The 25378-nt window shown below is 57.8% G+C and carries 20 protein-coding genes and 1 riboswitch; of the genes, 6 read left to right on the top strand and 14 right to left on the bottom strand.

Annotation, left to right across the window (positions count from 1 at the left end):
• Positions 1-117: 117 nt before the first annotated feature.
• Genes NDJ10_RS09420 through NDJ10_RS09400 form a run of 5 tightly spaced genes read right to left on the bottom strand, consistent with a single transcriptional unit; the run spans position 118 to position 5106 of the window.
• Complete coding sequence (locus NDJ10_RS09420) at positions 118-2160, bottom strand: hypothetical protein (RefSeq protein WP_296161498.1); 2043 nt, start codon at positions 2158-2160, stop codon at positions 118-120.
• A 44-nt stretch (positions 2161-2204) separates the two neighbouring features.
• Positions 2205-3458, bottom strand: coding sequence for a PilX N-terminal domain-containing pilus assembly protein (locus tag NDJ10_RS09415; protein ID WP_296161495.1), 1254 nt, complete (start codon positions 3456-3458; stop codon positions 2205-2207).
• Positions 3459-3474: 16 nt separating this feature from the next.
• The gene (locus tag NDJ10_RS09410) at positions 3475-4209 is read right to left on the bottom strand and encodes a prepilin-type N-terminal cleavage/methylation domain-containing protein (protein WP_296161493.1); all 735 of its coding nucleotides are present in this window, start codon (positions 4207-4209) and stop codon (positions 3475-3477) included.
• Positions 4203-4733 carry a GspH/FimT family pseudopilin gene (locus tag NDJ10_RS09405; RefSeq protein WP_296161491.1) on the bottom strand — a complete coding sequence of 177 codons (531 nt, stop codon included), beginning with the start codon at positions 4731-4733 and terminating at the stop codon, positions 4203-4205. Before NDJ10_RS09405 ends, NDJ10_RS09410 begins: the two co-directional genes overlap by 7 nt.
• 1 nt (position 4734) lies before the next feature.
• The gene (locus NDJ10_RS09400) at positions 4735-5106 is read right to left on the bottom strand and encodes a type IV pilin protein (protein WP_296161489.1); all 372 of its coding nucleotides are present in this window, start codon (positions 5104-5106) and stop codon (positions 4735-4737) included.
• A 93-nt stretch (positions 5107-5199) separates the two neighbouring features.
• Between NDJ10_RS09400 and NDJ10_RS09395 the strand changes: the two genes are divergently transcribed.
• The gene (locus NDJ10_RS09395; protein WP_296161486.1) at positions 5200-6261 is read left to right on the top strand and encodes a histidine kinase; all 1062 of its coding nucleotides are present in this window, start codon (positions 5200-5202) and stop codon (positions 6259-6261) included.
• 12 nt (positions 6262-6273) lie between these two features.
• Here NDJ10_RS09395 and nrdR read toward each other — a convergent pair whose 3' ends face one another.
• The 3 genes from nrdR to NDJ10_RS09380 all read right to left on the bottom strand — a co-directional run bounded on the left by nrdR (position 6274) and on the right by NDJ10_RS09380 (position 8983).
• The gene (gene nrdR / locus NDJ10_RS09390) at positions 6274-6723 is read right to left on the bottom strand and encodes a transcriptional regulator NrdR (RefSeq protein WP_296161484.1); all 450 of its coding nucleotides are present in this window, start codon (positions 6721-6723) and stop codon (positions 6274-6276) included.
• 10 nt (positions 6724-6733) lie between these two features.
• On the bottom strand, positions 6734-7981 hold the full coding sequence (gene glyA / locus NDJ10_RS09385) for a serine hydroxymethyltransferase (RefSeq protein ID WP_296161482.1): 1248 nt from the start codon (positions 7979-7981) through the stop codon (positions 6734-6736).
• A gap of 30 nt (positions 7982-8011) precedes the next feature.
• Positions 8012-8140, bottom strand: a riboswitch (ZMP/ZTP riboswitch).
• Between the two features lie 15 nt (positions 8141-8155).
• On the bottom strand, positions 8156-8983 hold the full coding sequence (locus NDJ10_RS09380) for a lytic transglycosylase domain-containing protein (RefSeq protein WP_296161480.1): 828 nt from the start codon (positions 8981-8983) through the stop codon (positions 8156-8158).
• Positions 8984-9287: 304 nt separating this feature from the next.
• Between NDJ10_RS09380 and NDJ10_RS09375 the strand changes: the two genes are divergently transcribed.
• Positions 9288-12983 (top strand): DUF748 domain-containing protein, encoded by a 3696-nt coding sequence (locus NDJ10_RS09375; protein WP_296161478.1) that lies wholly within the window; start codon positions 9288-9290, stop codon positions 12981-12983.
• A 26-nt stretch (positions 12984-13009) separates the two neighbouring features.
• Here the strand turns inward: NDJ10_RS09375 and NDJ10_RS09370 are convergent, their stop codons facing one another.
• Together NDJ10_RS09370 and NDJ10_RS09365 are read right to left on the bottom strand one after the other, a co-directional pair.
• Positions 13010-14647, bottom strand: coding sequence for a histidine kinase (locus tag NDJ10_RS09370; protein WP_296161475.1), 1638 nt, complete (start codon positions 14645-14647; stop codon positions 13010-13012).
• A 37-nt stretch (positions 14648-14684) separates the two neighbouring features.
• Complete coding sequence (locus tag NDJ10_RS09365; protein ID WP_296161473.1) at positions 14685-15383, bottom strand: response regulator transcription factor; 699 nt, start codon at positions 15381-15383, stop codon at positions 14685-14687.
• A 151-nt stretch (positions 15384-15534) separates the two neighbouring features.
• Here NDJ10_RS09365 and NDJ10_RS09360 point away from each other — a divergent pair, with 151 nt between their 5' ends.
• Both NDJ10_RS09360 and NDJ10_RS09355 read left to right on the top strand, forming a co-directional pair.
• The gene (locus NDJ10_RS09360) at positions 15535-17913 is read left to right on the top strand and encodes a hypothetical protein (protein WP_296161469.1); all 2379 of its coding nucleotides are present in this window, start codon (positions 15535-15537) and stop codon (positions 17911-17913) included.
• A 168-nt stretch (positions 17914-18081) separates the two neighbouring features.
• On the top strand, positions 18082-20829 hold the full coding sequence (locus NDJ10_RS09355) for a DUF349 domain-containing protein (protein WP_296161466.1): 2748 nt from the start codon (positions 18082-18084) through the stop codon (positions 20827-20829).
• On the opposite strand, the gene NDJ10_RS09350 is transcribed toward NDJ10_RS09355, so the two are convergent.
• The 4 genes from NDJ10_RS09350 to NDJ10_RS09335 all read right to left on the bottom strand — a co-directional run bounded on the left by NDJ10_RS09350 (position 20826) and on the right by NDJ10_RS09335 (position 23329).
• The gene (locus NDJ10_RS09350) at positions 20826-21608 is read right to left on the bottom strand and encodes a UDP-2,3-diacylglucosamine diphosphatase (protein WP_296161465.1); all 783 of its coding nucleotides are present in this window, start codon (positions 21606-21608) and stop codon (positions 20826-20828) included. The genes NDJ10_RS09355 and NDJ10_RS09350 overlap by 4 nt on opposite strands.
• A 67-nt stretch (positions 21609-21675) precedes the next feature.
• A complete protein-coding gene (locus tag NDJ10_RS09345; protein ID WP_296161463.1) occupies positions 21676-22182 on the bottom strand; it encodes a peptidylprolyl isomerase in 507 nt (168 codons plus the stop codon).
• A gap of 3 nt (positions 22183-22185) precedes the next feature.
• Positions 22186-22743, bottom strand: a complete 558-nt coding sequence (locus NDJ10_RS09340) for a peptidylprolyl isomerase (protein WP_296161665.1) — start codon at positions 22741-22743, stop codon at positions 22186-22188.
• A gap of 43 nt (positions 22744-22786) precedes the next feature.
• Complete coding sequence (locus NDJ10_RS09335) at positions 22787-23329, bottom strand: tetratricopeptide repeat protein (protein ID WP_363318701.1); 543 nt, start codon at positions 23327-23329, stop codon at positions 22787-22789.
• Between the two features lie 192 nt (positions 23330-23521).
• Between NDJ10_RS09335 and cysS the strand changes: the two genes are divergently transcribed.
• Both cysS and NDJ10_RS09325 read left to right on the top strand, forming a co-directional pair.
• Positions 23522-24898: a cysteine--tRNA ligase gene (gene cysS, locus NDJ10_RS09330; RefSeq protein ID WP_296161461.1), complete on the top strand. Its 1377-nt coding sequence runs from the start codon at positions 23522-23524 to the stop codon at positions 24896-24898.
• Between the two features lie 13 nt (positions 24899-24911).
• The coding region (locus NDJ10_RS09325; protein WP_296161458.1) for a DNA-3-methyladenine glycosylase 2 family protein at positions 24912-25378 on the top strand (467 nt) is incomplete at its 3' end.

The raw sequence follows: 25378 nt of genomic DNA, 5'->3' as shown, positions 1-25378 counted from the left end.
ACTCTGCATAAGACTTGAATCCACCGGCTAATCCTGGCAAGACGGGCAGGTTCGCGCCCATCAATACCAAGGGAAGCTAGAAAAATAGATGGTCGATTCAAAACTCAATTTTCAAATTTAGTTGAAGTTATAACTGTTCCCGCTCTTGGTCACGCATTTCGTGCTGCTTGGGGTACTGTTTGTGTTACTCCCATTGCTTGCGGTCACAGAAACGCAAATGCCTTTGACTCCCCCAGTAATCGCAGTAATGTCAGGTGTGTAGCTTGTAGGTGACGTTACCGAACCTGCAGATGTGGCTGGTGTACAAATCGTGGCATTACCACTTAACGTACAAGTATTGATCAAGTAGGATGTTGCTGAACTTATAGAGCTCCACGTTAATGGCTTCATCGTTGAACTGGAATTGCTATTTGGCGACCAGCTTGTAGCAGGCGTACCCAGGCTGGGGCAAGCTGATGCCGCCGCATTGAAGTCGATGGTGACATCTGTTACCGCCAGTGGCACATCGGTAAATGTCAATGAATTTGGATTCACCAAAGCCGAGCTGTTATTGACAGTAAAAGCCACGTTGTTGCCATCTGGGATCACCGTCGCAGCAGTACCTGATGCACACACTGTATTGGTACCGGTTGCCCCGAATGAAATGGCGCCTTGCCAGGCGGAGCCTGAGAAGCCTGTCCAATTCAACGTACAGCTATAGCTGTAGCTCCCGCCATCGCCCGCCTCGGTCCACGTAACACTGCTGCACGAGTTGTCGGCCCCCGACACGGGCGCTGTCAATACAACGCCTGACTCTTTTGTGATGGTGCCATGAATGATTGTTGTGGGTGTGCTGGGTGTCGCGATCAGGTCTGGGCATTGGCCTGACATGCAAAAGAAACGACCCTGGTTGCCCGTAAACTGGTCAGCCACAAGCGCCATTTTTCCAGAGCCTTCACAGGTTTGGTTGCCACTGATAATCGTTACCAGAAAATCATGCTGGTCAGATACCCCAATATGCTCCGCTACATAGACCCACTCTGCGCCATCTGCCTGGTTGGCGGGTTTGTAGCCAATCCCCTTGGTTTCGAAATTAATTGAATTGGTATTGCTGCCGCTGGGGTCAATTTTTTTATAACCGCGGTAGCTGCGGCTGATACTGAGCTGGTCCTTTCTCGACCAGATGGATGTTTCGTTGTTTAGACTCGACGCAGGGTCACCCAGACAAATGCGGTTGTTGGTGTTCGGGTTGTCCAGTCTGGCAATACCGACATTGCCCCACCAGCCCGCGCCTACATAGCAGTTGTAATCAAAATAGCGGTATTTGATGGCATTGCCAGTGGCACCTGCCGGGATGATTGAATTGGCATCGGTTGGGAAAATGCGTGCGCAATAGGATGCGTCTGACGACAGCACAAACACGTTGTCGTCAAGCGTTGAACTGGTGGTACCGTCAGGGTCAACAATGGGGTCACCACTGTTATTGGCTTCGATATAAACACGCCCTGAAATGGTGCTGAAGTCCGTGCCATCCTCGACTGTCAAAAGTACCTTATTGGTAACGGTATCAACCAATTCGACCAGATTACCCGTTTTATAGACTTTGGTGTTGTCAGGTATGTTGTTTGTATTGTTGATCGTCGTGACACAACTACCACTTGGGCAAGTTGGATCAGTCCTGCCACCCACGCGCGCGGCGCCAGTCGGGGCCTTTAGTTTTCCCGCGTTCTGGGCATTGGCAGTGCCGCCTACCATGCCAGAGGTACCCATACCCACGCAGGCTACCACGCTGCTCAGGACGATACGTTTGTCGGCCGCAGAATTGTGCGGATCGGCAACACCATCCCAGCCCACATAGATTTCGACATTGACCCGCTCGGCTAAGACGCCACTGATGGTCCGGCCGACTTTATAGACGGCATTGACACCTGTCACAGCGTCGGTTTCGGTACTGCCAGTATCTGCAGCCGGGCAGCCCGCTTCAACAGAAAAATTCCGGATGGTCTCCATGCGGTTCTGCGCAATCTGCAGGGCCTCGGCGCGGGTTTTGGATAGACCTGTGCCACTGAGCAGGACCGTGTTGAGCTTCATGACCCCGAAGGTGCCAACGCTCACCACCACCAAAGCCACCAAGGCCTCGATCAGGATGGAGCCGGTTTGTTTGAGTAAGGATGGTTTCATGATTTTTCCTTTAACCACAGTATGGTTGTGACGTGTCACCACCATCATTTCCAGTCGCGCCAGGAACCAGGGATCGAGCCTGACCTGCCGATATTCTTGGCGGTATTGGTTGAGACCAGTGGGTCATAGATGATGTCCAGACTGCCGGTACCTGCGACCGTACCTTCAACGACCATACCGCCATAGATGGTTTTGGTGCCTGTCAGATCAATATTCCCCGTCACATACACAATGCCGTAGACGGTGGTGTTGCCACCGCCCGTCCAATCACCATCGACGATCATGACCACGGGCTGGTCGCGGCTGCCAATGGTGAAATTCATGGTGTTGGTGATATTGCCGGTCACGACGAAAGATTCCTGCTTGACACCATCCAGGGTTCCTACATTGCCCGGTGCTACGTCAGCCATCGAGGCCACGTTGGCGGAGTAAGCTGCCACGTCAACCTGGCCGAAGTAGATGTTGAACAGGGCCGCATCAGTGAGATTGCTTAATGTGGGATCTGCGTCAATCACGTCGGGTCCAGTCGAGTTTTTGTCAGTGAGACACACGTAATCAGCAGAGGAACTGCAAGCCGATGGTGGCGTGGGGGGAGGCACGCTGTTGTCAGGTGGTGGCACATTGGGATTGCGCACAAAGGTCTTGCCAGAGTTGCCGATATTGGACAGGGAACCACCCGACCAGATGGTCAGATTGTTGTAGTAGTTGGTGATGGTTGCGCTGCCCTGGACATTCACAGCGCCTTTGGATGTCAGTGGCATCGTGACCGGGTTGCTGACTGCAGGTACTGTACCCACGCCCTGACTCAGCATGACACGGCCCAAACCATCGTCGCTCCAGCCGCAGGCGACGATGCGCGGGGTACGTAAATAGGTGGCTGGGGCGGCAGTGCAGGTGACTGCCCCTGGTACATTCGGGCAACTGACGGCAGACAGATTTTCCATAGGGCTGCAAAATGCCACGCTGTATTGATTTGATGTGCCCGTTAATGTGGCGAGGGCTATGGTGTCTGCAACGGTGTTTTCGTCTTTGTCTGCGCCCATTGGTACCGTTGCGCCGCCTTGAGAAGTTTGTGTCAAATAAGCGAGTCCAAAATTGAGCCCGGCCTCTGCGGCCTCATGCGCCAGGCGGGTGCGAATTTCATTACCGGAGATACGCTGTTCCATGATGGTGGTACGGGAAACCGCAACCACCAGGATGGTCGCCAGCAGCATGATCATGACCGAGGTCAACAGGGTGACTGCCCCGGCCTGTTTGGTGGACGAAGAACAGCCGCAAGTAATATCATGATGGTTCATATGCGTCTCCATCGGGTCACGGCACGGTTTGGATTCGGTCATTGCGAACCCGCACGGATTGACTGAGCGACATTCTGGTGAGCGCGTCGTCTTTATGGTGGCCCACCAGGGTAATGGTCACATTGCGTATTTCGACCAGATCAGATTTGACAGCAGCAGCACTCGCTGCGTCATAAATGGCGTTACCTGTAGCGCATGCCTGGTTTGCTGAACCAGCCCCTGTTTTTGAATTCAGGCACTGGTAAGTCAGGGCAAAGGTCAAGGTGTCAACGATGATGCTGTTGTCGTCGGTAATGCTTTCCCAGGAGTCGTTCCCTACCGAGCAGCCGGCCGATGTGCTGGGCGCTGTGCCGCCAAATCGCATTGAAACCACCGAGCCGTTTTTCTTGAAGCCAAATTGGTCAGAGGTGTTGGCCACGTTGTTACCGTTTGCATCGTAGGCAAACAGAATGCAGTCGGACCCCACCAGGGTAAGATTTGTATTGGCCTGCATAAATGGGTTGGTGGACAAATTAGTGTTGCCATCAAACCCGATGTAACCCGCCCTGCGAATCTCGGCCACCATGATGTCCATGGCGCCGCGTAATTCGATGTTGAGTTTGGCGGAGCGCAAAGTGTCAGCACCCCCGCGAACGGTCGTTACATAGACTGAGGCAGCGGCGGCGACAATGATCAAACCGATGGCCATGCCGACCATCAGTTCAACCAGGCTGGCACCTTTCTGGCGATGGAGTAATGGGCTTTTCAACATGATGGGTAACCACCTACGCCGCTGGCAGAGCAGATTTTTACTCTGCCAAGGCGGCTGAAAACAATATTGGTTGTCCGGTTGGAAGGGGACGACGTCAATGTGATGGTTCCAGCAGTACCGCCGAATCCACCACGAATGCCGTCCAGCTGGGCATTGGCTTGATTGGTGCTGAGTGCCACATTGGTGAATTCGCTGCCGATCAGGTTGCGCTGCATCACTGCATCTGGTCCGTAAACGCAAGCACCCGCAGTGTTGCAATCACAACTCGCGGTTGCGTTGCTGATGCCCAAGCACCAGGGGGTTCCCGTCTTGATGCTGACATTCAGGTTTGCAGCAAATCCGAATTTGACAGCTTCGGAGCGTGCAAATTGGAGATGGGCATAAACGCCTTCAGTGGCAGCTATCAAGCGCCTGGTTTCGATCATGGATTGGAAGGAAGGGACGGCAATCGCAGACAGAATCGCAATCACCGAGATGGTGACCAGCAATTCAATCAGTGAGAAACCGCGTTCAAGTTGTTTCATGTTACTTTTTCCAGCAGCCGCTTGGACCTTTGACACCGGCTTCAGTGAGAGTCAGCGGGGTGCACCCCGTATCGTTGGCTGCTGCCGCCGAAATGGTGTAGGTGTTGGTGCCTGCAGCGATAGTGAAGGTGTAGTAAGTCGTGTTTGTGACGCCAAGTGCTGTATGGTCGGCATAGCTGGCGTTGTTGACCCTGTGTTTTTCTTCTTTTAATGCCAGATCCAACATGTAGGCCTGTGCTTCGGTACGCCGTGACTGCTTCACATAATTTTGGTATGAAGGAATGGCAACAGCGGCCAGGATACCAATGATCGCAACAACAATCATCAGTTCGATCAAGGTGAATCCGTGTGGTTTCGTGGTTTTCGCTTGCATGATGAAGTTCCTGTAGGCTAGGGTTATTTTGGGCGATAAACTGGTACGTGAACGCAACAAACTGACAAACGTCTCTTTTGACAGTATGAACGGTTGAATTACATCAGATTCCATAGATTGCCTAGTTTGCAAAATCCAACACCTGGCACTTTTTCGTTCAGCCATGTTTCTTTGCCAGATTTCCGTAATCTGGGGGTTATCCTGCGCGTGACTTTGCTGGCCGAGGCTTTGAGGCTGGTGATGACGGTGGTGATCGCACCTGATCTGGCTGGGGCCTTTGCACAGTTCACCGCACAGGGCTTGCTTTACGAGCCGGCAATTCTCCTCAGCCTGCTTGCACTGTATGTATGGGCGCCATTGATCAGAAGGATTTCGTATGGTGCAGGCGTAGCGTTTATTCTGGTGATGGTGGTTGTGATTGTGCTTGTTTTGCAACTCGGTCTTCGCATGCTGCTACCGGGCCAATTGCCCGAAAGCCTGTTGCGCAACGCACTTTTGGCTGTGATGGTGAGTGGAACCTTGCTTGCTTATTTGAACTGGCGTCATCTTCGATTGTCACCCTCATTGGCAGAATCCCGGCTGATGGCTTTGCAGGCCCGGATACGCCCCCATTTTTTGTTCAATACCCTAAACAGTGTGCTGGGTCTGATCCGTGAAGACCCCAAAAGAGCGGAGGCCATGCTGGAAAACCTGGCTGATCTATTTCGGGCTGTGATGGCGGACTCGCGGGCACTGGTACCTTTTAGCCAGGAACTGGAGCTGGCGAAGGCCTATGTTGCCATTGAAGAAATTCGTTTTGGAACGCGACTACGCGTCCATTGGTCTTGTGATGTCGCGCCTGCCGATGCATTGGTGCCGCCCCTGCTGTTGCAACCTCTGGTTGAAAATGCTGTGTTGCACGGGGTTGCGCCGCTTGAAGCTGGTGCGCAGATCAGTGTTGAGGCTTATGAGGATGACCATAGCCTCGTGATCTTTGTTCATAATCCGGTTCCTGGCGACACTAAAACAAGCGAGGGCAACCGCATTGCGTTGGACAACATCAGGGAACGTCTGGCTTTGCACTTTGACGTTGAGGCGCGCCTGAAAGTTGATGTCGTGAACGGGGAGTTTGTCGTGAGCGTCCGGATTCCCATCAAACGCGGGCGCGCTACCTGAATTTTTTCTGACTTACCGCCGCACTTCATCCACCAGCGTCTTGAAGTCGTCGATGTCTTCAAAACTGCGGTACACGCTGGCAAAGCGTACGTAGGCGACTTTGTCGATCTTTTTAAGTTCAAACATCACCAGTTCGCCGATGCGGGTGGACAGCACTTCGCGCAGGCCCAAGTTCAGCAGTTTTTCTTCGATGCGTTCTACCGCGCTGTCAACCTGCTCGGTGCTCACCGGGCGTTTGCGCAGCGCCAGCTTCATGGAAGCCAGCAGTTTGGCGCGTTCGTATTCGATGCGGCGCCCGTCTTTTTTGACAATCGCCGGGAAATTCACTTCCGGGCGTTCGTAGGTGGTAAAGCGCTTGTCGCACGATGCGCAGCGCCGTCGCCGTCTGATCAACCCCCCATCTTCAGAAACCCGAGTTTCCACCACCTGGGTGTCGGGATGACTGCAGAAGGGGCATTTCATGATGACGCACTTAAGCCGAATACACCGGGAAGCGCGCGGTCAGCGCATTGACCTTGGCGCGCACGACGGCGATGTTGGCCTCGTCACGCGGATTGTCCAGCACGTCGGCGATCAGGTGGGCGGTGAGGCGGGCCTCTTCGTCCTTGAAACCACGGGTGGTCATGGCCGGGGTGCCGATGCGCACACCGCTGGTGACCATGGGTTTTTCCGGGTCGTTGGGAATGGCGTTTTTGTTGATGGTCATGTGCGCCGCACCCAGCACTGCTTCGGCTTCCTTGCCGGTGATGTTCTTGGAGCGCAAATCGACCAGCATCACATGCGACTCGGTGCGGCTGCTGACGATGCGCAGACCGCGCTCGGTGAGCGTTTCAGCGACGATGCGGGCGTTGGTGAGCACTTGCTGTTGGTAGGTCTTGAACTCGGGTTGCAGTGCTTCCTTGAAAGCCACCGCCTTGGCGGCGATCACATGCATCAGCGGGCCGCCTTGCAGGCCGGGGAAGATGGCGCTGTTGATGGCTTTTTCGTGCTGCGATTTCATCAAAATGATGCCGCCACGCGGGCCGCGCAGGCTCTTGTGGGTGGTGCTGGTCACCACGTCGGCGTGCGGCACTGGGTTGGGATAGACACCGGCAGCAATCAGGCCGGCGTAGTGCGCCATGTCCACCATGAAGATGGCGCCGACGTCCCTGGCCACCTTGGCAAAGCGCTCGAAGTCGATGCGCAGGCTGTAGGCGCTGGCGCCGGCAATGATCAGCTTGGGTTTGGATTCATGCGCCTTGCGCTCCATGGCGTCGTAATCAATGGCCTCGTTGGCATCCAGGCCGTAACTGACCACGTTGAACCACTTGCCGCTCATGTTCAGCGCCATGCCGTGCGTCAGGTGGCCGCCTTCGGCCAGGCTCATGCCCATGATGGTGTCGCCGGGTTTCAGGAAAGCCAAAAACACGGCTTCGTTGGCCGATGCGCCGCAATGCGGTTGCACGTTGGCGGCCTCTGCGCCAAAGATTTGCTTGACGCGGTCCAGTGCCAGTTGTTCGGCAATGTCGACAAACTCGCAGCCGCCGTAGTAGCGCTTGCCGGGGTAGCCTTCGGCGTACTTGTTGGTGAGCTGGGTGCCCTGCGCGGCCATGACGGCGGGCGAGGCGTAGTTTTCGCTGGCGATCAGCTCAATGTGGTCTTGCTGACGCTGGTTTTCGGATTGGATGGCAGCAAACAGCTCGGGGTCGGTTTGCTCGATGAGGATGTTTCGGTTGAACATGGCGGTCCTTAAAGACAATGGTCCTGTGGGTTAAGGTGCCCAGGCGAACGGCTGATCACAAATCCGGATTGTCTTTGTGGCACGCTCCCCCGTGGTGTTCCCACATCGGCAACACGCCCCGTTTCAGGGCGCTGCCTATCGCCAGTCGCGTACCTCTGGATTTTAGCTGACGTATCAGCCCAAGGCCAAGGTGGCCGTTTTGTCTTGGGTGACAGCAGGTGTTGCGGGTGCGGGAGGCGCCGCAAGCACATTGGTCAGGATGGGGGCAGGGCTGGCCTGTGGCGTCGGACGTCCGTCAGCTACCCGCTGCAGTCGTGCATATTCCGCCAGCACCTTGGAGGCGTAGCCACCATCGGTTTCCATGTTGGCGGCACCGACGTAGTATTTGAGGCCACCTTCGATGGAACCAGCCATGCGGATGCAGTCTTGCAGCACTTTGACGCCCACGCGCAAATTGGCCAGCGGGTCAAAGGCAGCGAACTTGCCACCAAAGCTTTGGTACTTGTCGCTGTGCACTTTGGTCATCACCTGCATCAGGCCTTGTGCGCCGACATGGCTTTGCGCAAACGGGTTAAAGCCGGATTCGACGGCCATCACGGCCAGGATCAGCTTGGGGTCCAGCTTGACGCGCGCGCCAATTTCATAGGCTTCTGACACCAGTGCGCTGATGGGTTCAGGTGCCACGCGGTATTTCTTGCTCAGCCAAAAAGCCACGGCCGCTTGTTGCTTGGGCAACTCCTTGGGGTCGGCGGCGGTGGCGCGTTCGCTGGCGACCAGGTCGCTGACCACGCCGCTCACCTCTTGCTGGCGCTCCTGCAACCAGCTGAAAAGATGGATTTCACCAACCTGACGCAGTTCGGGACGGGCCACCAAAGCCATGGCGGCAAACAAGACAGTCAAGCCAATCAGGGCAAAACTGTTGTGGGTCAATTGAAAAAAGCCCTTGGTCACGGCAGCCAGTGCTTGCCGGAGGCGGGTACTCATGTTGTAAGACGCTGTCATAGCTTCTCCTTCTTGCGCGAGGGCTGATGTCACTTCAAGACCAGCTTAAAGTTCATCAATGCCCGGGCTTGGGTTGTTACGCTATCAAGCTCCTGCGGATTTATGCCCGTTAGTGCAGAAATTTGATGTTGCCGAGGTCGGCAGTGGATGGGGTTATCTCTCGGTTGGGTTAAAGAGAGCGGATTTTATGGGGACTTGATATACCAAGTCAACCATAACAAAAACGTTCTATATTATAAAAATAATATGGTAACTTTGTGTTCAAGGGGTTTTTAGGCTTGAAAACAAGGCGGAAAATGTACGCATGATGACGCAATGGTTTCCTCGTTCTTCCAAGTGGCTGCGCCGACTGGCTGGTGCCGTGGTAACGGTGTTGTTGGCATGGGGTATTGGTTGGTTGGCGTTACCGCCCTTGCTCAAGACGCAACTTGAAACACGCTTGAGTGAGCAGCTTGGGCGCCGGGTGACGCTGGGGCAACTTGAGTTCAAGCCTTGGTCGCTTGAACTCACACTGCATGACTTTGAGGTGGCGCCGGCAAGCATTCCCGAAGGTGCTTTGCCAGTAGCGCAGGCTGAGGTCTTGCCACAGTTGTTTGTCAAGCGACTCTATATAGATGCAGAGTTGCAGTCCTTGTTCAGGTTGGCGCCGGTGGTGGATGCCATCACGCTGGAGGCGCCCCACTTGCGCCTGACACACCTGGGCGGAGGCCGTTATGACGTGGACGATGTGCTGGCCCGACTGGCTGCCAAACCTGCAACTCCGGAACCAGAGACAGACCCCATGCGCTTTGCCTTGTTCAACCTGGTGCTGGCCGATGGTGCGATTGAATTCACCGACGCACCCCACCAAAAGACGCATCGCCTGAGCAAGCTTGAGGTCAAGCTACCTTTCTTGAGCAATTTCTCCAGCAAGCGTGAAGTGCAGGTGGTACCCCATTTGTCTTTTGCGCTCAATGGCAGCCAGTTTGACTCGGCTGCACAAAGCACACCGTTTTCCCAGAGCCACAAAACAGAGGCTAGCTTGAAGGTGACCAGCCTTGATCTGGCACCTTACCTGGACTATCAACCAGTCAGCTTGCCCTTGCGGCTGAGCTCGGCTGTGTTTGATGCCGACCTCAAGCTGGCGTTTGAGCAGACGTCGGAATCCATGGTACGACTGACTGGCCAGATCCAGGCCAGCCGGGTCAAGCTGGTGTCGCATGCCGGAGCCCAAGCACCATCCATGGCTGACTTGCTTGAATTCAATCAGCTCACCCTGCAACTCAAAGACGTGCAGCCATTGACGCAAAACATGCACTTGGCCAGCCTGACCCTGGCCGAGCCGCGCGTGAGCCTGACGCGTAACCCGGCCGGCCAACTCAATTGGCTGGCGCTTTTTCAGCCAGCCAAGGAATCAGGGACGACCGCTCAAAAAAGCCCCCAACCCTGGAAAGTCAGCCTCGACCAATTGACTGTTCAGGCTGGCCAGGTGCAATGGCAAGACAACACCATGGCCACGCCCAGCCGCCTGCAATTGACGGCGCTCGATGTGACCGCGTCTGCCCTCCAATGGCCCATGACCCAGGCCATGCCGTTTGCGGGTAGCGCCCGGCTCGACACGGCCAGTCTCGGTTTTGATGGCAGCGCCACTGACCAAAACGTCCAGGTCAACGCCCGAGTGACTGATTTGCCCCTGAGCGTGGCTGCACCCTATGTGGCGCAAGTGTTGCAGCCGCGCGTTGACGGTCTCTTGAATACCGCGCTCACGCTGCACTGGCAAGCCGCACCGCAGGCGGGGCAAGCTGCGCAACTTGAGGTGCAGTTGCCGCAATTGACACTGGACCAGTTCACACTGGTACCGATCCAGCGTGGCAAGCCGGGCAAACCGTCGCTGGCCAGCATCAAGCAGGTGCAGTTGAACGATGTGGCGCTGGACGTCACGCGGCGCAACGCCAGTCTGGGCCGGATCGCCGTGAACCAGCCGCAGACCCGTGTGTCGCGCGCGGCCGATGGGCGCTGGATGTTTGAGGACTGGCTCAAGCCCGAGCCGCGTCAGGCGTCTCAAAAAGCGGCCAAAGCGCCGGCCAGCCAGGACTGGACGCTGGCCGTGCAGCAACTCGATGTGCGCAACGGGCAAGTGGGTTTTGTCGACCAGTCCGGCGCCAAGCCAGTGACCCTCAACGGGTCTGCCATGTCGCTGCAGTTAAACAATTTTTCAACGGCCCCTGGCAAAGCATTCGGATTGAACTTGGCGGCGCGCGTGCAGCATGGCCGTACCGGGCCCGGACAGCTGAACTGGCGTGGCTCGGGCAAATTGACACCTTTGCAAATACAGGGGCACTTGACGGCGCAGCGATTGCCTGTGCACGCGCTGGAGCCTTATCTGACCGACCTGCTCAACGTGGAACTCATCAGGGCCGATGCGAGTTTCAAAGGACAGATCAATTTTGCCCGGCAGGCCGCTGGCATCCGGCTCAAAGTGAAGGGCGACAGCAGCATTGAAGATTTTCAGGCCAATACCTTGCCGCAGGCCCAGCCTTTCATGCCAGGCGAGGATTTGTTGAACTGGAAAGCCCTGAGCTTGCGTGGATTGGCGCTGGAGCTGGCGCCGGGTGTGGCGACCCAGGTCAATGTTCAGGAAACCGTGCTCAGCGATTTCTATGCGCGTCTGATCCTCAGCGCGGCCGGTCGCTTCAACCTGCAGGACGTGCTCAAGCCAGCCCAGCCCGAAAGTGTGGCAGCAACTGCGTCTTTACCAGCTTCTGCGCCTGTTTCGGCCGCTGCTACAGCACCGTCCACCACAGAGGCTGAGTTGCCTCCGGTCGTCAGCTTTGGCCCGGTCAGCCTGCTCGGCGGCCGGGTGGACTTCAGTGACCGTTTCATCCAGCCCAATTACTCAGCTGATTTGACCGAACTCACTGGCAAGCTCAGTGCGTTTTCCTCGCAAGCGCCCAATGGGGTGGTGCAACTGGCCGACCTGGAACTGCGAGGCCGCGCCCAGGGCACGGCCTCGCTGGAAGTGCTGGGCAAAGTCAATCCGCTGGCCAAGCCGCTGGCGCTCGACATCACGGGCAAGGTGCGCGACCTGGAACTGCCGCCTCTGTCCCCTTATTCGGCGCGTTACGCCGGTTATGGCATTGAGCGCGGCAAGCTGAGTGTGGACGTGGGTTACAAGGTGCAGCCAGATGGCCAGCTCACGGCCAACCACAAGATCGTGCTGAATCAGCTCAAGTTTGGCGATGCCGTGCCCGAGGCCAAAAACAGTTTGCCAGTCAAACTGGCGGTGGCTTTGCTGGCCGACCGACATGGCGTCATTGACATCGACCTGCCGGTGAGTGGCTCACTCAGCGACCCGCAGTTTCGTATCGGACCGATCGTGTTCAAGCTGATTGTCAATCTGATCGTCAAAGCCGTGACCGCGCCTTTTTCCCTACTGGCCAATGTGCTCGGAGGCGGGGGTGAAGAACTCAGTGTGGTCAGCTTCGCCGCCGGGTCCGCCACCCTGAGCCCCGAGGCCCGCGCCGGGCTCGACAAAGTGGCCAAGGCACTGCTGGAGCGGCCGGCGCTGAATATGACCGTGGTGGGCAGCGCCAGTCTGGCGCATGAACGCGAGGCCTACAAGCGGGCGCAGTTGCAAGCGCTGGTGCTGGCAGAAAAGCGCCGTGGTGGCGTGCTGAACGGCGCCACTGCAGACCAGGCGCAGGCGCTTGCCGTGTCCGACGCCCAATACCCGGCGCTGCTCAAAGCCGTTTACAAGCGCGCTGATTTTCCCAAGCCGCGCAATCTGATTGGCTTGGTCAAGGATATTCCGGTACCCGAGATGGAGGCCTTGCTGCTGGCCAATCTGAGCGTGACAGAGCCGGCCATGCGGGCGCTGGCCGAGCAGCGCGGTGTGGTGGTGCGCGACTACCTGGCCAGCCTCAAGCTGCCCATGGAGCGCCTGTTTCTGGGCGCTGCCAAAGCCGTGCCGGACGATGCCAAATGGCAGCCCCGGGCCGAGCTCAACCTGGCGACTCAATAGAGGTCGGTGTGAGGTGATGAGGTTGATCACTCAATTCTGATCTCGACCTCACTGCGCCCTGGAACACTCGTCATGTTCAATATCACCCCTATGGCATGTGCTCGATCTTGCATCGATTGCAAGCCACGGTAATGGACGCTGGTGGCATCGAAACCACATCCGTTGTCAATGATCTGGAGTCGTGCTCCCTCACCTTGAGCGTTCAATGGCGAGGCAGCGATCTGCAAGGCCGTGGCCTGCGCATGCTGTAGCACATTGGACAGTGCTTCAAATATCATGAATTGAAGCTGTCGCATGGCGCTGGCGTCCAGTCGACTGACCGGCTCCAGCAAATTGACATTCCAATGCCAGGGGATGTTGCAGGCCAGAAAACGGGGTTCCAGCCGGTAGCGAATATTTGCCAGCAAGGCATTGATATCTCCTGGTGGCAGATTGATGGCATCTATGGAGAGCTTGAGTTGGTCCAGGGAATCGCGCAATGTCTGCAATACCTCTCCCGGTCGGGATTGACCCGATTCCAACTGTCGGATCGCGGTACTGATGTGAGAGCCAACACCGTCGTGCAAGTCGCGCAGAATGCGGACTCGTTCAGCGGTGCTTGACTGTTCGCGGGCAAGTTGCTCCATCTCCCCGTAGCTGATTGCCAAATCTTTTTCTCGCTGGGCAACCCGCAAAGCCAGATGGTGGGTCAAGTCGCGTGACTGTTCGCTTGCCGTGCGAAAACGGTTTGCCACAATGAAGACAAACGCCATACCAAATAGCAGGGACGTGTATTGAATGACACGGCTGTCGTCGTAAAAATCACGGCTCGGGCTGACAAACAATAACTCGCGCAAGCCAGCCATGACTGCCAGAACCATGGCACCACAAATCACCCATCGGTCAGCCTGACCGGCCGTGTTGCGATCGATCCAGGTGCGCCGGATGTACCACATCACATAACCCACTGACCACAATGCCAGGGCCCCCAACCATGTTGATAAAACCAGCCAACCCCATGTTTCTCCTGACCGCAGGGCCAAATAGACTGCCAGTATTCCGCTCGCCAAACACAGCATCGCCAACGCCCAACCCCGCTGTGGCACCGGCCTCAACACCTGATGGCAAAACAAAAAAGTAAAGGCTACCCAGGCCACATAAGCCCCCGTCGTGAAAACTCCCCACCACGGCCAGGGAAGCAGGGGTGTTTCAATGATGAGCTTACTCACACCGATCGCCCAAGCCAGGGCGTTGACGCCCATCAGCAAATAAAGAGGATCGCGTCGTTTGCCAGCCAGTTGCGCGGGCTGCGTTAACCACAACCAAAACGCCAATGTGCTGACGCACAAGCTGATAACGACCATCACCAATGTCTTGGCTATCCGATTTTGGTATTCTTTCAGATAGGGCATTTCCAGTTTTGGCTGCAGATCCACCAGAATGGGCGACAAGCCACTATGTTGGTTGGCATCCTCGTGCAGCATCACAGCTAGCAGGCTGTGTTCGTCTTGAAATGGGTAATGAGTCGTTCTCAGTTGGGGTTTGCTGGACCCACTCGCGATCTTGGTGGTCGACTCAACCGTCATGGCCGCATGTGTCTGCTGCAGTTCAATCGGCTTGGCCGCCAGGCTGGATGCAATAACCAGCCAGACTGAAATACCCAGGATGAATTTGCAAAGCGTCATGTAATCATCATAAATGGCACTTTTTCGGGGCTAATCGCTAGCTCGATAAAAATCCCATGCGTGTTGCCTCAAAAACAGCCTCATTTTTTGAATGCACAGAAAGCTTGACATAAAGGTTTTTGATGTGCGTTTGCACCGTGCTCAGACTCATGGACTGCAAGCGGGCAACTTCAGCGTAAGAAAAACCGCGGGCAATCAAGGCCAGCACATCCTGTTCTCGCGGTGTCAGGAGATCGTGCATGGACACGGCATGAACTTCTTCAATGGCGTTTGATGCAGCTTTGATCGGATCAGCTAACCGGTTTGACTGTCCGGTTCGATATTTGTCCAGCACCCGCCGTGCGATCATGGGAGAAATCGGGGAGGCCCCGGCACACATGTCCAGAATCGTTTTGGCGATATCTTCCGGCGAAGAGTCCTTGTGAATGTAGCCCAACGCCCCAGCTTCAATGCTGGCCAGCACATTGGATTCGTCGCCAAACATCGAGATCACCAAGGGCTCACAGGCTGGATTGAGTGTCTTGGCGTGAACGATGATCTCCAGACCACTGCCGTCAGGCAGGCCCAGATCGGTTAACAACACATCGAACTTGTCAGCATTTGCATTGAGCCAGGTCACTGCCTCAGCCACAGTGCCTACGCTGGCAGCCAGCTGCAATGCGTCATTGCGCGACACACTGTCGGCGAAGAATTCGCGCATTTGCTGATCGTCTTCGACTATCAATACTCGCCACACGTAGCAACCTCGTTGTTCCTTGGGTGCGCAGAGCTTAACCGCAGCGGCCTGCTCCCGCTTGCGTGCATCCTCCCATAGATATGGGATGGTGTGACTTCTTCAGTCCGAAGACATTTGTGACCTGTTACCAAAAAATTTTATTGGGGGTTATATGACAATCAGATTGAAAAGACTGCTGTTTGGCGTTGTCAGCGCAGGGCTGCTCTCGCTCTATGGCTGCGGTGGCGGGAGTTCCAGTGTCGCCCCGGTGGTGACCACCACAAGCGTACCGATTACCGTCATTGACGGTGCCATCCAAAACGCCACGGTCTGTCTGGACAAAAACAGCAACGGTGCCTGCGACACAGGCGAGCCCTCAGGCAAAACAGATGCTGCGGGCCAAGTCAATCTCACGGTGGATGCCGCCGATGTCGGCAAGTACCCCGTCATTGCCGTGGTTGGCACCGATGCAATCGATGCCGACACAGGAGCGGTAGCCGTCCCGTTCACCCTGTCGGCCCCGGCCGATCAGGTCGCCGTGGTGAGTCCGCTGACGACATTGGTGCAACAGACGGTTGCAAGCACGGGTGTCAGTACCGAGGATGCTGCTGCGGCCGTACAAGCCGTTACCGGCATCACCGTTTCGCTGTTTCAGGACTACACGACCGTGGCAGCACCTACGGACGGCAGCATTAGCGCGGCTACGGTCGCGCGCATGGTGGTGGTGACCACACAGCAGCAGTCCACTGCAATTGATGACTCGTTGGGCACCCAGGCATTGGATGGCAGCACCATCACGCAGGCTGATCTCGACTTGGCGGTTCAGAAGAAGCTGCTGGAACTTTTGCCAGCGCTAGTCGCGGCTTTGAGCGATCCTGCCGTGCTTGCCGCAACCACCCAGGAAGACATGGAAGCGGCGCTGCTGGCAGCAGCGACCACCCTGGTGACCGATTCGGGCCTGACCACCACCTCCATCGCGACGGCGGTGGCCATCAACAACCAGACCGCGTCCACCACAGATACCCCGAGTGCCGGATTCACCCTGAACAATCTGAATTTCACGGACACTTCCAATTTCTTCGCCCGCGTCTTCACTGCATCTCTGGCGCAAAACACGCCGGATGCCAACAACAATATCAGGTACGTGGAACGTCGTTACCGCAACAATACCGGCAACCTGGCCAAGTGGGGCAGCGGCAGCGACCCATGGCGTGGCGCAGACCTGTACTGGAGTGGCAGTGCCTGGGCCAATTGCCCCATCAACTTTGAGAACACCTCCAGCGTGCGCGATGCGCAGGGCAACAGCAGCTACAACCACTGCAACAACGCGGCCACCGGCAAGTCCAGTCGCGCCACCTTTGACATCGCGGGCAAGACTTTGGCGGGTGTCATCACTGACGTGCGTGCGGCGGGCTACACCAACCTGTCGATTGGCGACAACACAGCTGGCACGCTGACCACCTTGTTGGGTAGTGCGACCTTTCCCGCAGGCGCATCTTTGCTCTACAACAGCGCAACCGATCTGACGACGGCCATCAGTTATTACCCTGGTAGCAGCAACCCGGTCGGCGTGAGCAACGTGGTTAACCAGTACAGTTCGGCGGTTTCGGCTGGCGGTGATGCCACCACGCAAGGCGCTGGTGTGGGATGCAACTCCACCGAATTCCAGAATACCAACGGCACCAGCAGCAGCACGCTGGAGGGCATGATCAGCGCCATGACAGGGATGCCTTGCAGTTTTGGGTTGCCGGGCAGCTTCGTGTATCAAAACGTCACGTACACCAACCCCGACTCGGTCAATGAGGCGTGGGCCAACAGCACGGTGAGCCTCGGCACGATTGGTTCGGCACCCGTTGGCACGGGCGCGGCCCCCGGTTTTTACACCAGCAACACGAAACTTCGCATGGCATTCAAAGGCACCGGTACCAACCCGGTCACCTACTACGCGTGCAAGGAGCGTTTCAACAACGGCTCGACCCGCAACTGCACAGTCATCGGCACCGGTTCGTACGTTATAGCCACCCTGGGTGATGCCCGTGTCATGACACTGAACAACCTGCCTGCACAGACATCGCCTTTGACCTACACCCGGGTATTCGTCGAACGCGGCGGCCTGGTCTATTCGGGCTTTCAGAACAAGCCAGGTGTGTTTAACAGCGCACGCCTGAACACCGTGGCGGCCACGGCCTTGCTGACACAACTTGGCTTGACACCGGAAGATCCGTCAGTGCCACTTGCGCTGACGGCGGCTTCTTACCAGGGAACCTGGGACTTCCGTGACGCAGCAAATATGGGTGGGAACGGAATCACTTTGACTATCGGGGGCAATGGCAATGTCTCCTGCCGGGAAGGTTCAACCCCCATCACCTGCTCTGCAACGGTCACGAACCCGGCTACCGGTGCGTTTACTTGGACTGACAGTAGCAACGATAGTCCTGCCACCAGCACCGTCACAGGGAACTTGAATTTCCTGACGGGTGGTGTCAGTGGAACATTTACCGACACCCTGTCGCAACCTTCGACTGGTAGCGTTATCGGGCAGCGCCGATAAGGATTTATCCGTTGAAAGCCCCGCGCGCCGCACCAGCGCGCGGGGCTTTTGTCTTATGCTGGCGGCTGTCCAAATTGTTTTTTTGCCGGGCGCCAAAACCCGGCGAAAATACGCGTTTATTCCCGCTGCCTCGCAGTGGGCACTTTCTCACTTTTGTGCGCGACGTCGATGTTCCCTTTTTCTACCCAAAGCAAAGCAAATCCCACGCCTGACGCGCCTGCCGTCAGCGCCAAAACCTCCGAAGTTCATCCGCTGGATGCGCTCACGCATGGTGCGTTTTCTGCGCAAACCTCGGGTGAGCGCATGGCCTGCATCCGCGAATGGCTGGCTACCAGCCCGGGCAGCGAGCAGTTGCAGCAGGTATTCAAGGAGCTCAGTGGCAAAGACAAGGGTGCCGCCAAGTTGCTGCGCGAAAAGCTCGATGAGATCAAGCGCAGCAAGACGCAGGCTACCATTGCGTTGGAATGGGCCGACAAAGCCCAGGCGCTGCTGGCTCTGAGCAAGCTCAATCTGGCCGATGCCCTGGCCTGGCAGCGTGATGCCGCCAAAGCTGGCGCGCCGCTGAGCAAAGAGCCTCTGGCCGGTTTGAAAGCCCAGCTGGTGGAGCGGGTGCGCGCCATAGAAGACCTGCAGCACCGGGTGCAGGTGCAGCGCGAGGCAGCGGTGCTGCTGGCGCAGCGCATTGAAGTGCTGTCCACCAAACCCTGGACCGATGCCCAGGCCGCCCAGGAGGCCCTGGCGGCTGATGTGGTCCACTGGCAAACTGAGGCCGATGCACTGGTGGCCGATGCCAACTGGTCCAGTGTGGACGTTCGTTTTGTGACCCAGTTGCACGATGCCCAAGCCCAGCTACAACTGGTTTGGCAGGCTTTCCAGGATGCCCTGGCACTCACCATTGCCGCCTCTCAGGACGCGGCAGCGCCCTTGCCCAAGGTACCGGTGTGGGCCGATGAACTGCGTCTGGCGCGGGGTCTGCCGCTGGAGCCGGCCGTGACGCAGGCCAAACCCAAGGTGGACCCCGAAATTCGCGCCAAAGCCACTGCTTACGTGGCGGAAGTGCTGGCCAAGCTGGAACATGAAATGGCCCAGGGCCATGGCAAAGCCAGCGCTGGTGCCGCCAATGCGCTGCGTCAGGCGCTCAAGGACAACGGTCGTCTGATTGATGACAAGCTCGAAGCCCAGGCGCATGCGGCGCTGGTGGCAGCGGGTGAACTCGAGGGCTGGCAGCGCTGGCGTGCCGACCAACTGCGTGAGGAACTGGTGGCCAAAGCCGAGGGCTTGCTCAAACGTCCCGAAGGCCAGGCCATTGGCGGTCGCAAAATGCAAGACCTCTTGCGTGGCTTGCGCGAACAGTGGAAGCTGACCGACCAGGGCGGCGTGCCCAACCACATGCTCTGGAAGCGCTTTGATGAAGCCTGCAACGAAGCCCACAAGGTGGTCGAGGCCTGGCTCGAAAAAATGAAGGCCGAGTCGGCCGAGCACCGTGCCCAGCGCCTGGCCCTGATCGAGGAAGTCAAGGCCTGGGCCGAGGCCAACCGGGTCGCGCTGGACGACGACTGGAAAGGCTTTAGCCGCGTGCTGCACCAGTTTGCTGATCGCTGGCGTGAGGCTGGCCACATTGGCGAAAAGATGTTTGCCGAGCTGCAACCGCTCTGGAAGGCCGCCATCGACCACGCGGCAGGCCCGCTGGAAAGCTTGCAAAAACAAAGTCTGCAAGCACGCCACGCCATGATTGACGAAGCCCGGGCCCTGGGGGCAGAGGCCATGTTGCGCATCGACGCCGTCAAGGCGCTGCAGCAGCGCTGGCAGGCCGAGGCACACCGTGTACCCATCGACCGCCGTCAGGAGCAAAAGCTGTGGGACGCCTTCCGCAAACCGATTGACGAGGCGTTTAACCGCAAGACCGCCGAGCGCGAGAAAGCCCAAAACGCCTTGAGCGAGCGCGACCGCATCGTGCTGGAAGCCTCCAAAGTGCTACAGGCAGCCAATGCCTCGGGTGATGCCCAGGCCATTCGCAGCGCCATGAGCGCGCTCGAGGCCGCACTGTCTGGTCAGCGCCTGGCCCAGGCTGCGGTTGTGGCGGCAGGTCCTGCCGAGACCGACACCGCCGCAGCGCAGGGTGAGGCCGTGGCTGAAACGCCCATGGCTACCGAGACACCTGACGTCGCTCAAGAAGGCGCCGCTGGTGAGGCAACCGAAGCAGCCTCCGAACCGGTCAAACCTGTGGCCGCTCCCAAGCGTGTGGTGGCCATGCGTGGCGATGATCGCCCGGGCATGAAAAAGGAAGAGCCTGCAGCACAAGGCCGCGGCGGCAAGTTTGGTGACCGCAAGGACGCTGGCCGTCCCGCGGGTCGCGACGCTGCACGTGATGCACGTGGCTCGGGTCGCATGGATGACCGTGGTCCGCGCCGCGATGCGCGCACGGATCGCCCCGCTTATGGCGAGCGCCTTGATGCCCCGCGCCTTGGCGATGCCGCTTTCCGTGCCCAGCGTGACGCGTTGGAGCAGGCCCAGTTTGCCTTGCGCAAGCTGGCCGCCCAGGCCCATGGCGAAGCCTTGACGCATTTGCTGACCGCCTGGGAGACGCGTGATCCTGCCCAGGTGCCCACGGTGCAGGAACTCGGCAGCCGGGTGAGCCCGGCGGCACGCAGTGCCTGGGTCAAGGCGGTGGCGCAGCCTGCCTCCGGTGAGGCTGCTACCGCACTGTTGCGCCTTGAAATGGCCGCCGAAGTGCCAACGCCTGCCGAGCAGTTGAGCGCGCGGCGCATGTACCAGTTGCAGTTGCTGACCAAGCGTAACGACCCGGCACCGGCGCAAACCTGGGTGCAGGATGCGGCCACGGTGCTGGCATCCGCTTTTGATGCGGCGCAGGTGCGCCGTGTGCAAAATGTCCTGAAAGTGCTGCTGAAGCCTTAATGCCCTGGCGCCAGAGCCACGCGCCTGGGTGCGTGGCCAGCCTGCAGGCGCAACACTTCCAGCCGTGGCAACGGTGCGGTCGCATCCCAGTCGCTCAGCACCAGGCGGCGCAAGGCCGGCTGTGCGGTGGCATCCAGCACGTGGTCTTTGGGCCGATGGGTGTGACCGTGGATCAGGGTGCTGGCCTGATTGGCGCGCAACCAGGACCGTGCCATTCCTGCATCAACATCGGCATAGCTGGTGCCACTCATTTTGAGTGCTTCGCTTTGGGCGCGTAGTCCACGCGCAATGGCCTGACGCTCGGCCAGGGGTTTGGCCAGAAAATTAGTCTGCCATGCCGGGTTGCGCACTTGCCGGCGGAACTGCTGGTAGTCCACATCGTCCAGGCACAGGGCGTCACCATGTGACAGCAGGTAGCGCTGGCCATCAAAGTCGAGCGCAGCCGGGTCGGGCAGCAGCGTCATGCCGCAAGCCTTGGCAAAGTGCTCACCGAGCAAAAAATCGCGGTTGCCGTGCATGAAATACACCGGCAGTCGCGCCGACGTTGCATGCAGGACCCGTTGGCACTGCAACGCAAAATCACTGTCGGGGTCGCCAGGTGTAGCGGTGCTGTCGTCACCCACCCAGACCTCGAACAAATCCCCCAGAATGAACAGCGCATCGGCCGGCGTGCCGGCCATGTAGCGCTGCCAGGCGGTGAAGGTGGCGGGTTCACTGGCCTGCAGGTGCAGGTCAGAAATGAAATCAAGGCTGCGCCAGTGGGCTTGGGCCGTTACCATGAAACCCCTGAGGGTTTCCCCGGCGTCGTCCGCTGGTGCATGTTGGGGCATCTGAAACCCCGGGTGTTTACAAGGCGACGGCTTTTTCGATCACCACATCTTCCAGCGGCACGTCGTCATGGTAGCCCTTGCGGCCGGTTTTGACCGTCTTGATCTTGTCCACCACCTCGGTGCCCGCCACCACCTTGCCAAACACGGCGTAACCCCAGCCCTGGGCGCTGGGCGCGGTGTGGTTCAGGAAGCCGTTGTCGGCCACGTTGATGAAAAACTGGGCAGTGGCCGAGTGCGGGTCGGAGGTGCGCGCCATGGCCACGGTGTAGTTCAGATTTTTCAGGCCGTTGTTGGCTTCGTTTTCGATCGGTGCATCACACGGTTTTTGTGCCATGCCGGGTTCCATGCCGCCGCCTTGCACCATGAAGCCGGGAATCACGCGGTGAAAAATGGTGTTGTTGTAATGGCCCTTGTTGACATAGGCCAGAAAGTTGGCGGCGCACTTGGGCGCTTTCTCGGCGTCGAGTTCAAGCGTGATGGTGCCGTAGTTTTTGACGTGGAGTTCGACTTGGGGGTTGCTCATGATTTATTTCACCAGGGTTGCAGAGTTGATAAGAATAGGGGTTTTGGGCACGTCAGAGCCAAAGGGGCCACCGGCGCCGGTCGGCGTGGTCTTGATGGTGTTGACCACGTCCATGCCTGAAACGACTTTACCAAAAACCGTGTAACCAAAGGCTTGAACGCTGGGGTCCAGGAAGCCATTGTCTTTGACGTTGATGAAAAACTGGGCGGTGGCAGACTGCGGGTCGTTGGTGCGCGCCATGGCCAGCGTGCCGGTCATATTGCGCAAACCTTTTTCCATGGCCTGGCGACCTTCGTGCAGCACCGGGGCACGGGTGGGTTTTTGTTGGTAGCCGGCATCAAAGCCACCACCCTGGATCATGAAGTTGTTGATCACACGGTGGAATAGGGTGCCGTCATAGTGCTTGTCCTTGACGTACTGCAAAAAATTTTCGACGGTTTTGGGCGCCTTGTCTGGGTACACCTCAACCACAAAATCTCCCGCAGACGTGGCAAATTTAACCTTTGGGGCGGCTTGCGCCAATGCCAGATTGGCGGCAGTAAACAGCACGGCTGCTGTCATCGTGGTGCGGGTCAGGGCGCAGATGGTCTTGAAGTTCATGCGATCACTCTTTTTTGGGTGCCAGCTTGGGCTTGAACACGTCGAGTGTCAAGGTCAGCTTGGGCGGCACCGTGTTGTTGCTGCTGTCGAGCAGCAAGGCCTTGTTGTAGGCCTGGCTGGCGAGTCGGACATACACATCACCCAGGTTTTCGTGGGCGGTGGCGTAGTTGGGGTTGGTGCGAACGGCCATTTCCAAAGTGACACGGGCCTTGTCATACTGGCCCTGGCCCGCGTAAAGCACAGCCAGGTTGTTGTAGGGCTCGGGCAGTTCAGGGTAGTCTTCGGTCAGCTTGGTGAACGTGGCAATGGCGGCAGCGGGCTGGCCCAGATTGCGCTGGATCACACCCTTGAGAAAGCGCATTTGGGGGTCGGCAGGTTTGCTGGTCAGGTAATTGTCCACCTTGGCCAGAGCCTCGGTGAATTTGTTGGCGCGCACCAACTGGTTGGTATCGGCGTACTCGTCGGCCTGGCTCGACAGTGCCACCAGCGTGCCCAGAAGGGTGAGCCAACGCAAGGATTTGAAAATGACTGAACGGGCGTGCTTCATGGGTGGATAGGTCCGATTGAGGGGGCTTGATCTGCCAGAAAGCGGGTGAAGGCAGGGCCTTATACTGACGATCATTGTAGCTGAGGGTCGTTGCTTGGGGAGCCGGTTGACCACTGCCTGCCGCGCCCCATGACCACGCCGGCGCACCTTGATGGGCGCAGCTTTGCCCTTTACATCCGATTTGAAAGACCCATGAGTTTGCGCATTTTCAACACGCTGTCGCGTGAAATTGAACCCTTTATCCCCCTGCAGCCAGGGCACGTACGCATGTACGTCTGCGGCATGACCGTGTATGACTTGTGTCATCTGGGTCACGCGCGGGCCATGGTGGCCTTTGACGTGGTGCAGCGCTGGCTCAAAAGCAGTGGTTACCAGGTGACTTATGTGCGCAATGTGACCGATATTGACGACAAAATCATCAAACGTGCCCTCGAAAACGGTGAAACCATCCGCGCCCTGACCGACCGCATGGTGGACGCCCTGCACCAGGATGCCGATGCGCTGGGCATTGAGCGGCCCACTTATGAGCCGCGCGCCACCGACTATGTGCCGGCCATGCTCAAACTCATTCGTCAATTGAAGGACAAGGGGCTGGCCTACCAGAGTGGCGATGGTGATGTGAATTTTGCGGTGCGCAAATTTGACGGTTACGGCAAGCTCAGCGGCAAATCGCTTGACGAGTTGCGCGCCGGTGAGCGTGTGGCCGTCGTCGATGGCAAGACCGATCCGCTGGACTTTGTGCTGTGGAAATCTGCCAAACCTGCTGAACCTGCCGATGCCAAATGGGACAGTGTCTATGGTGTCGGCCGACCCGGCTGGCACATCGAGTGCTCGGCCATGTGTGGCGAACTTCTGGGGCAGACGGTGGACATCCATGGCGGCGGTGCCGACCTGCAGTTCCCCCATCACGAAAACGAAATTGCCCAAAGTGAAGGTACCAACGGGAAGCCACTGGCGCGTTTCTGGATGCACAACGGTTTTGTCACGCGTGACAACGAGAAAATGTCCAAGAGCCTGGGCAATTTCTTTACTATCCGCGAAATTCTGGCCCGTTTTGATGCCGAAACGCTGCGTTTCTTCATCGTGCGCGCCCACTACCGCAGTGCCTTGAACTACAGCGATGTGCATCTGGAGGATGCCCGCCAGTCGCTCAAGCGTCTTTACACCGCGTTGGCCCTGGTCACCCCTGACGCCGTTACGATCGACTGGACAAATCCGTTTGCAGCGCGCTTCAAGGCGGCCATGGACGACGACTTCGGCACGCCGGAAGCAGTGGCCGTGCTGTTTGACCTGGCCAGCGAGGTCAACCGCACCCGCTCCGGCGCGCTGGCGGGGTTGCTCAAGGCTTTGGGTGGCTGCCTGGGTTTGTTGCACGAAGAGCCGCATGCGTTCTTGCAGTCGGGTGCCGGGGTGAGTGAAGAGGACATTGCCCAGCGCATTGCCGAGCGGGCCGCTGCCAAGGCCGCCAAAAATTTTGCCGAGGCGGACCGTATCCGCCAGGAACTGCTGGCCATGGGCATTGTGCTCAAGGATGCCGCCAGCGGTACCACCTGGGAAGTAGCCAAATGAGATGGACTGCGTGATGAGTGCGCCAGACAATATTGCGACGCCCAATTATTGGGAAGATGCCTGCAAGCATCTGATGAAAAAAGACCGTGTCATGAAGCGCTTGATTCCCCAGTTTGGTCAGGCATGCTTGCAAAGCCGGGGTGATGCCTTTGCGACCTTGGCGCGCAGTGTGGTGGGGCAGCAGATATCGGTCAAGGCGGCCCAGACCGTATGGGACCGTTTTGCCAAATTGCCACAACAGATGACGCCCGCGCAAGTGCTCAGGCTCAAGATTGACGACATGCGGGCGGCCGGTTTGAGTGCCCGCAAAGTGGAGTATCTGGTGGATTTATCGCTGCACTTTGACAGTGGCAAAGTGCATGTGGAGGATTGGACGGCGATGGACGACGAGGCCATCATCGACGAACTGGTGGCCATTCGTGGCATTGGCCGCTGGACCGCCGAGATGTTCCTGATTTTTCATTTGATGCGCCCCAATGT

The sequence above is a fragment of the Rhodoferax sp. genome (genome assembly GCF_023700745.1).
In the GTDB taxonomy this organism is placed as follows: Bacteria; Pseudomonadota; Gammaproteobacteria; order Burkholderiales; family Burkholderiaceae_C; genus Rhodoferax.
Note: the sequence above shows the minus strand (reverse complement) of the source record. Positions and strands in the feature narration are given on the sequence as shown.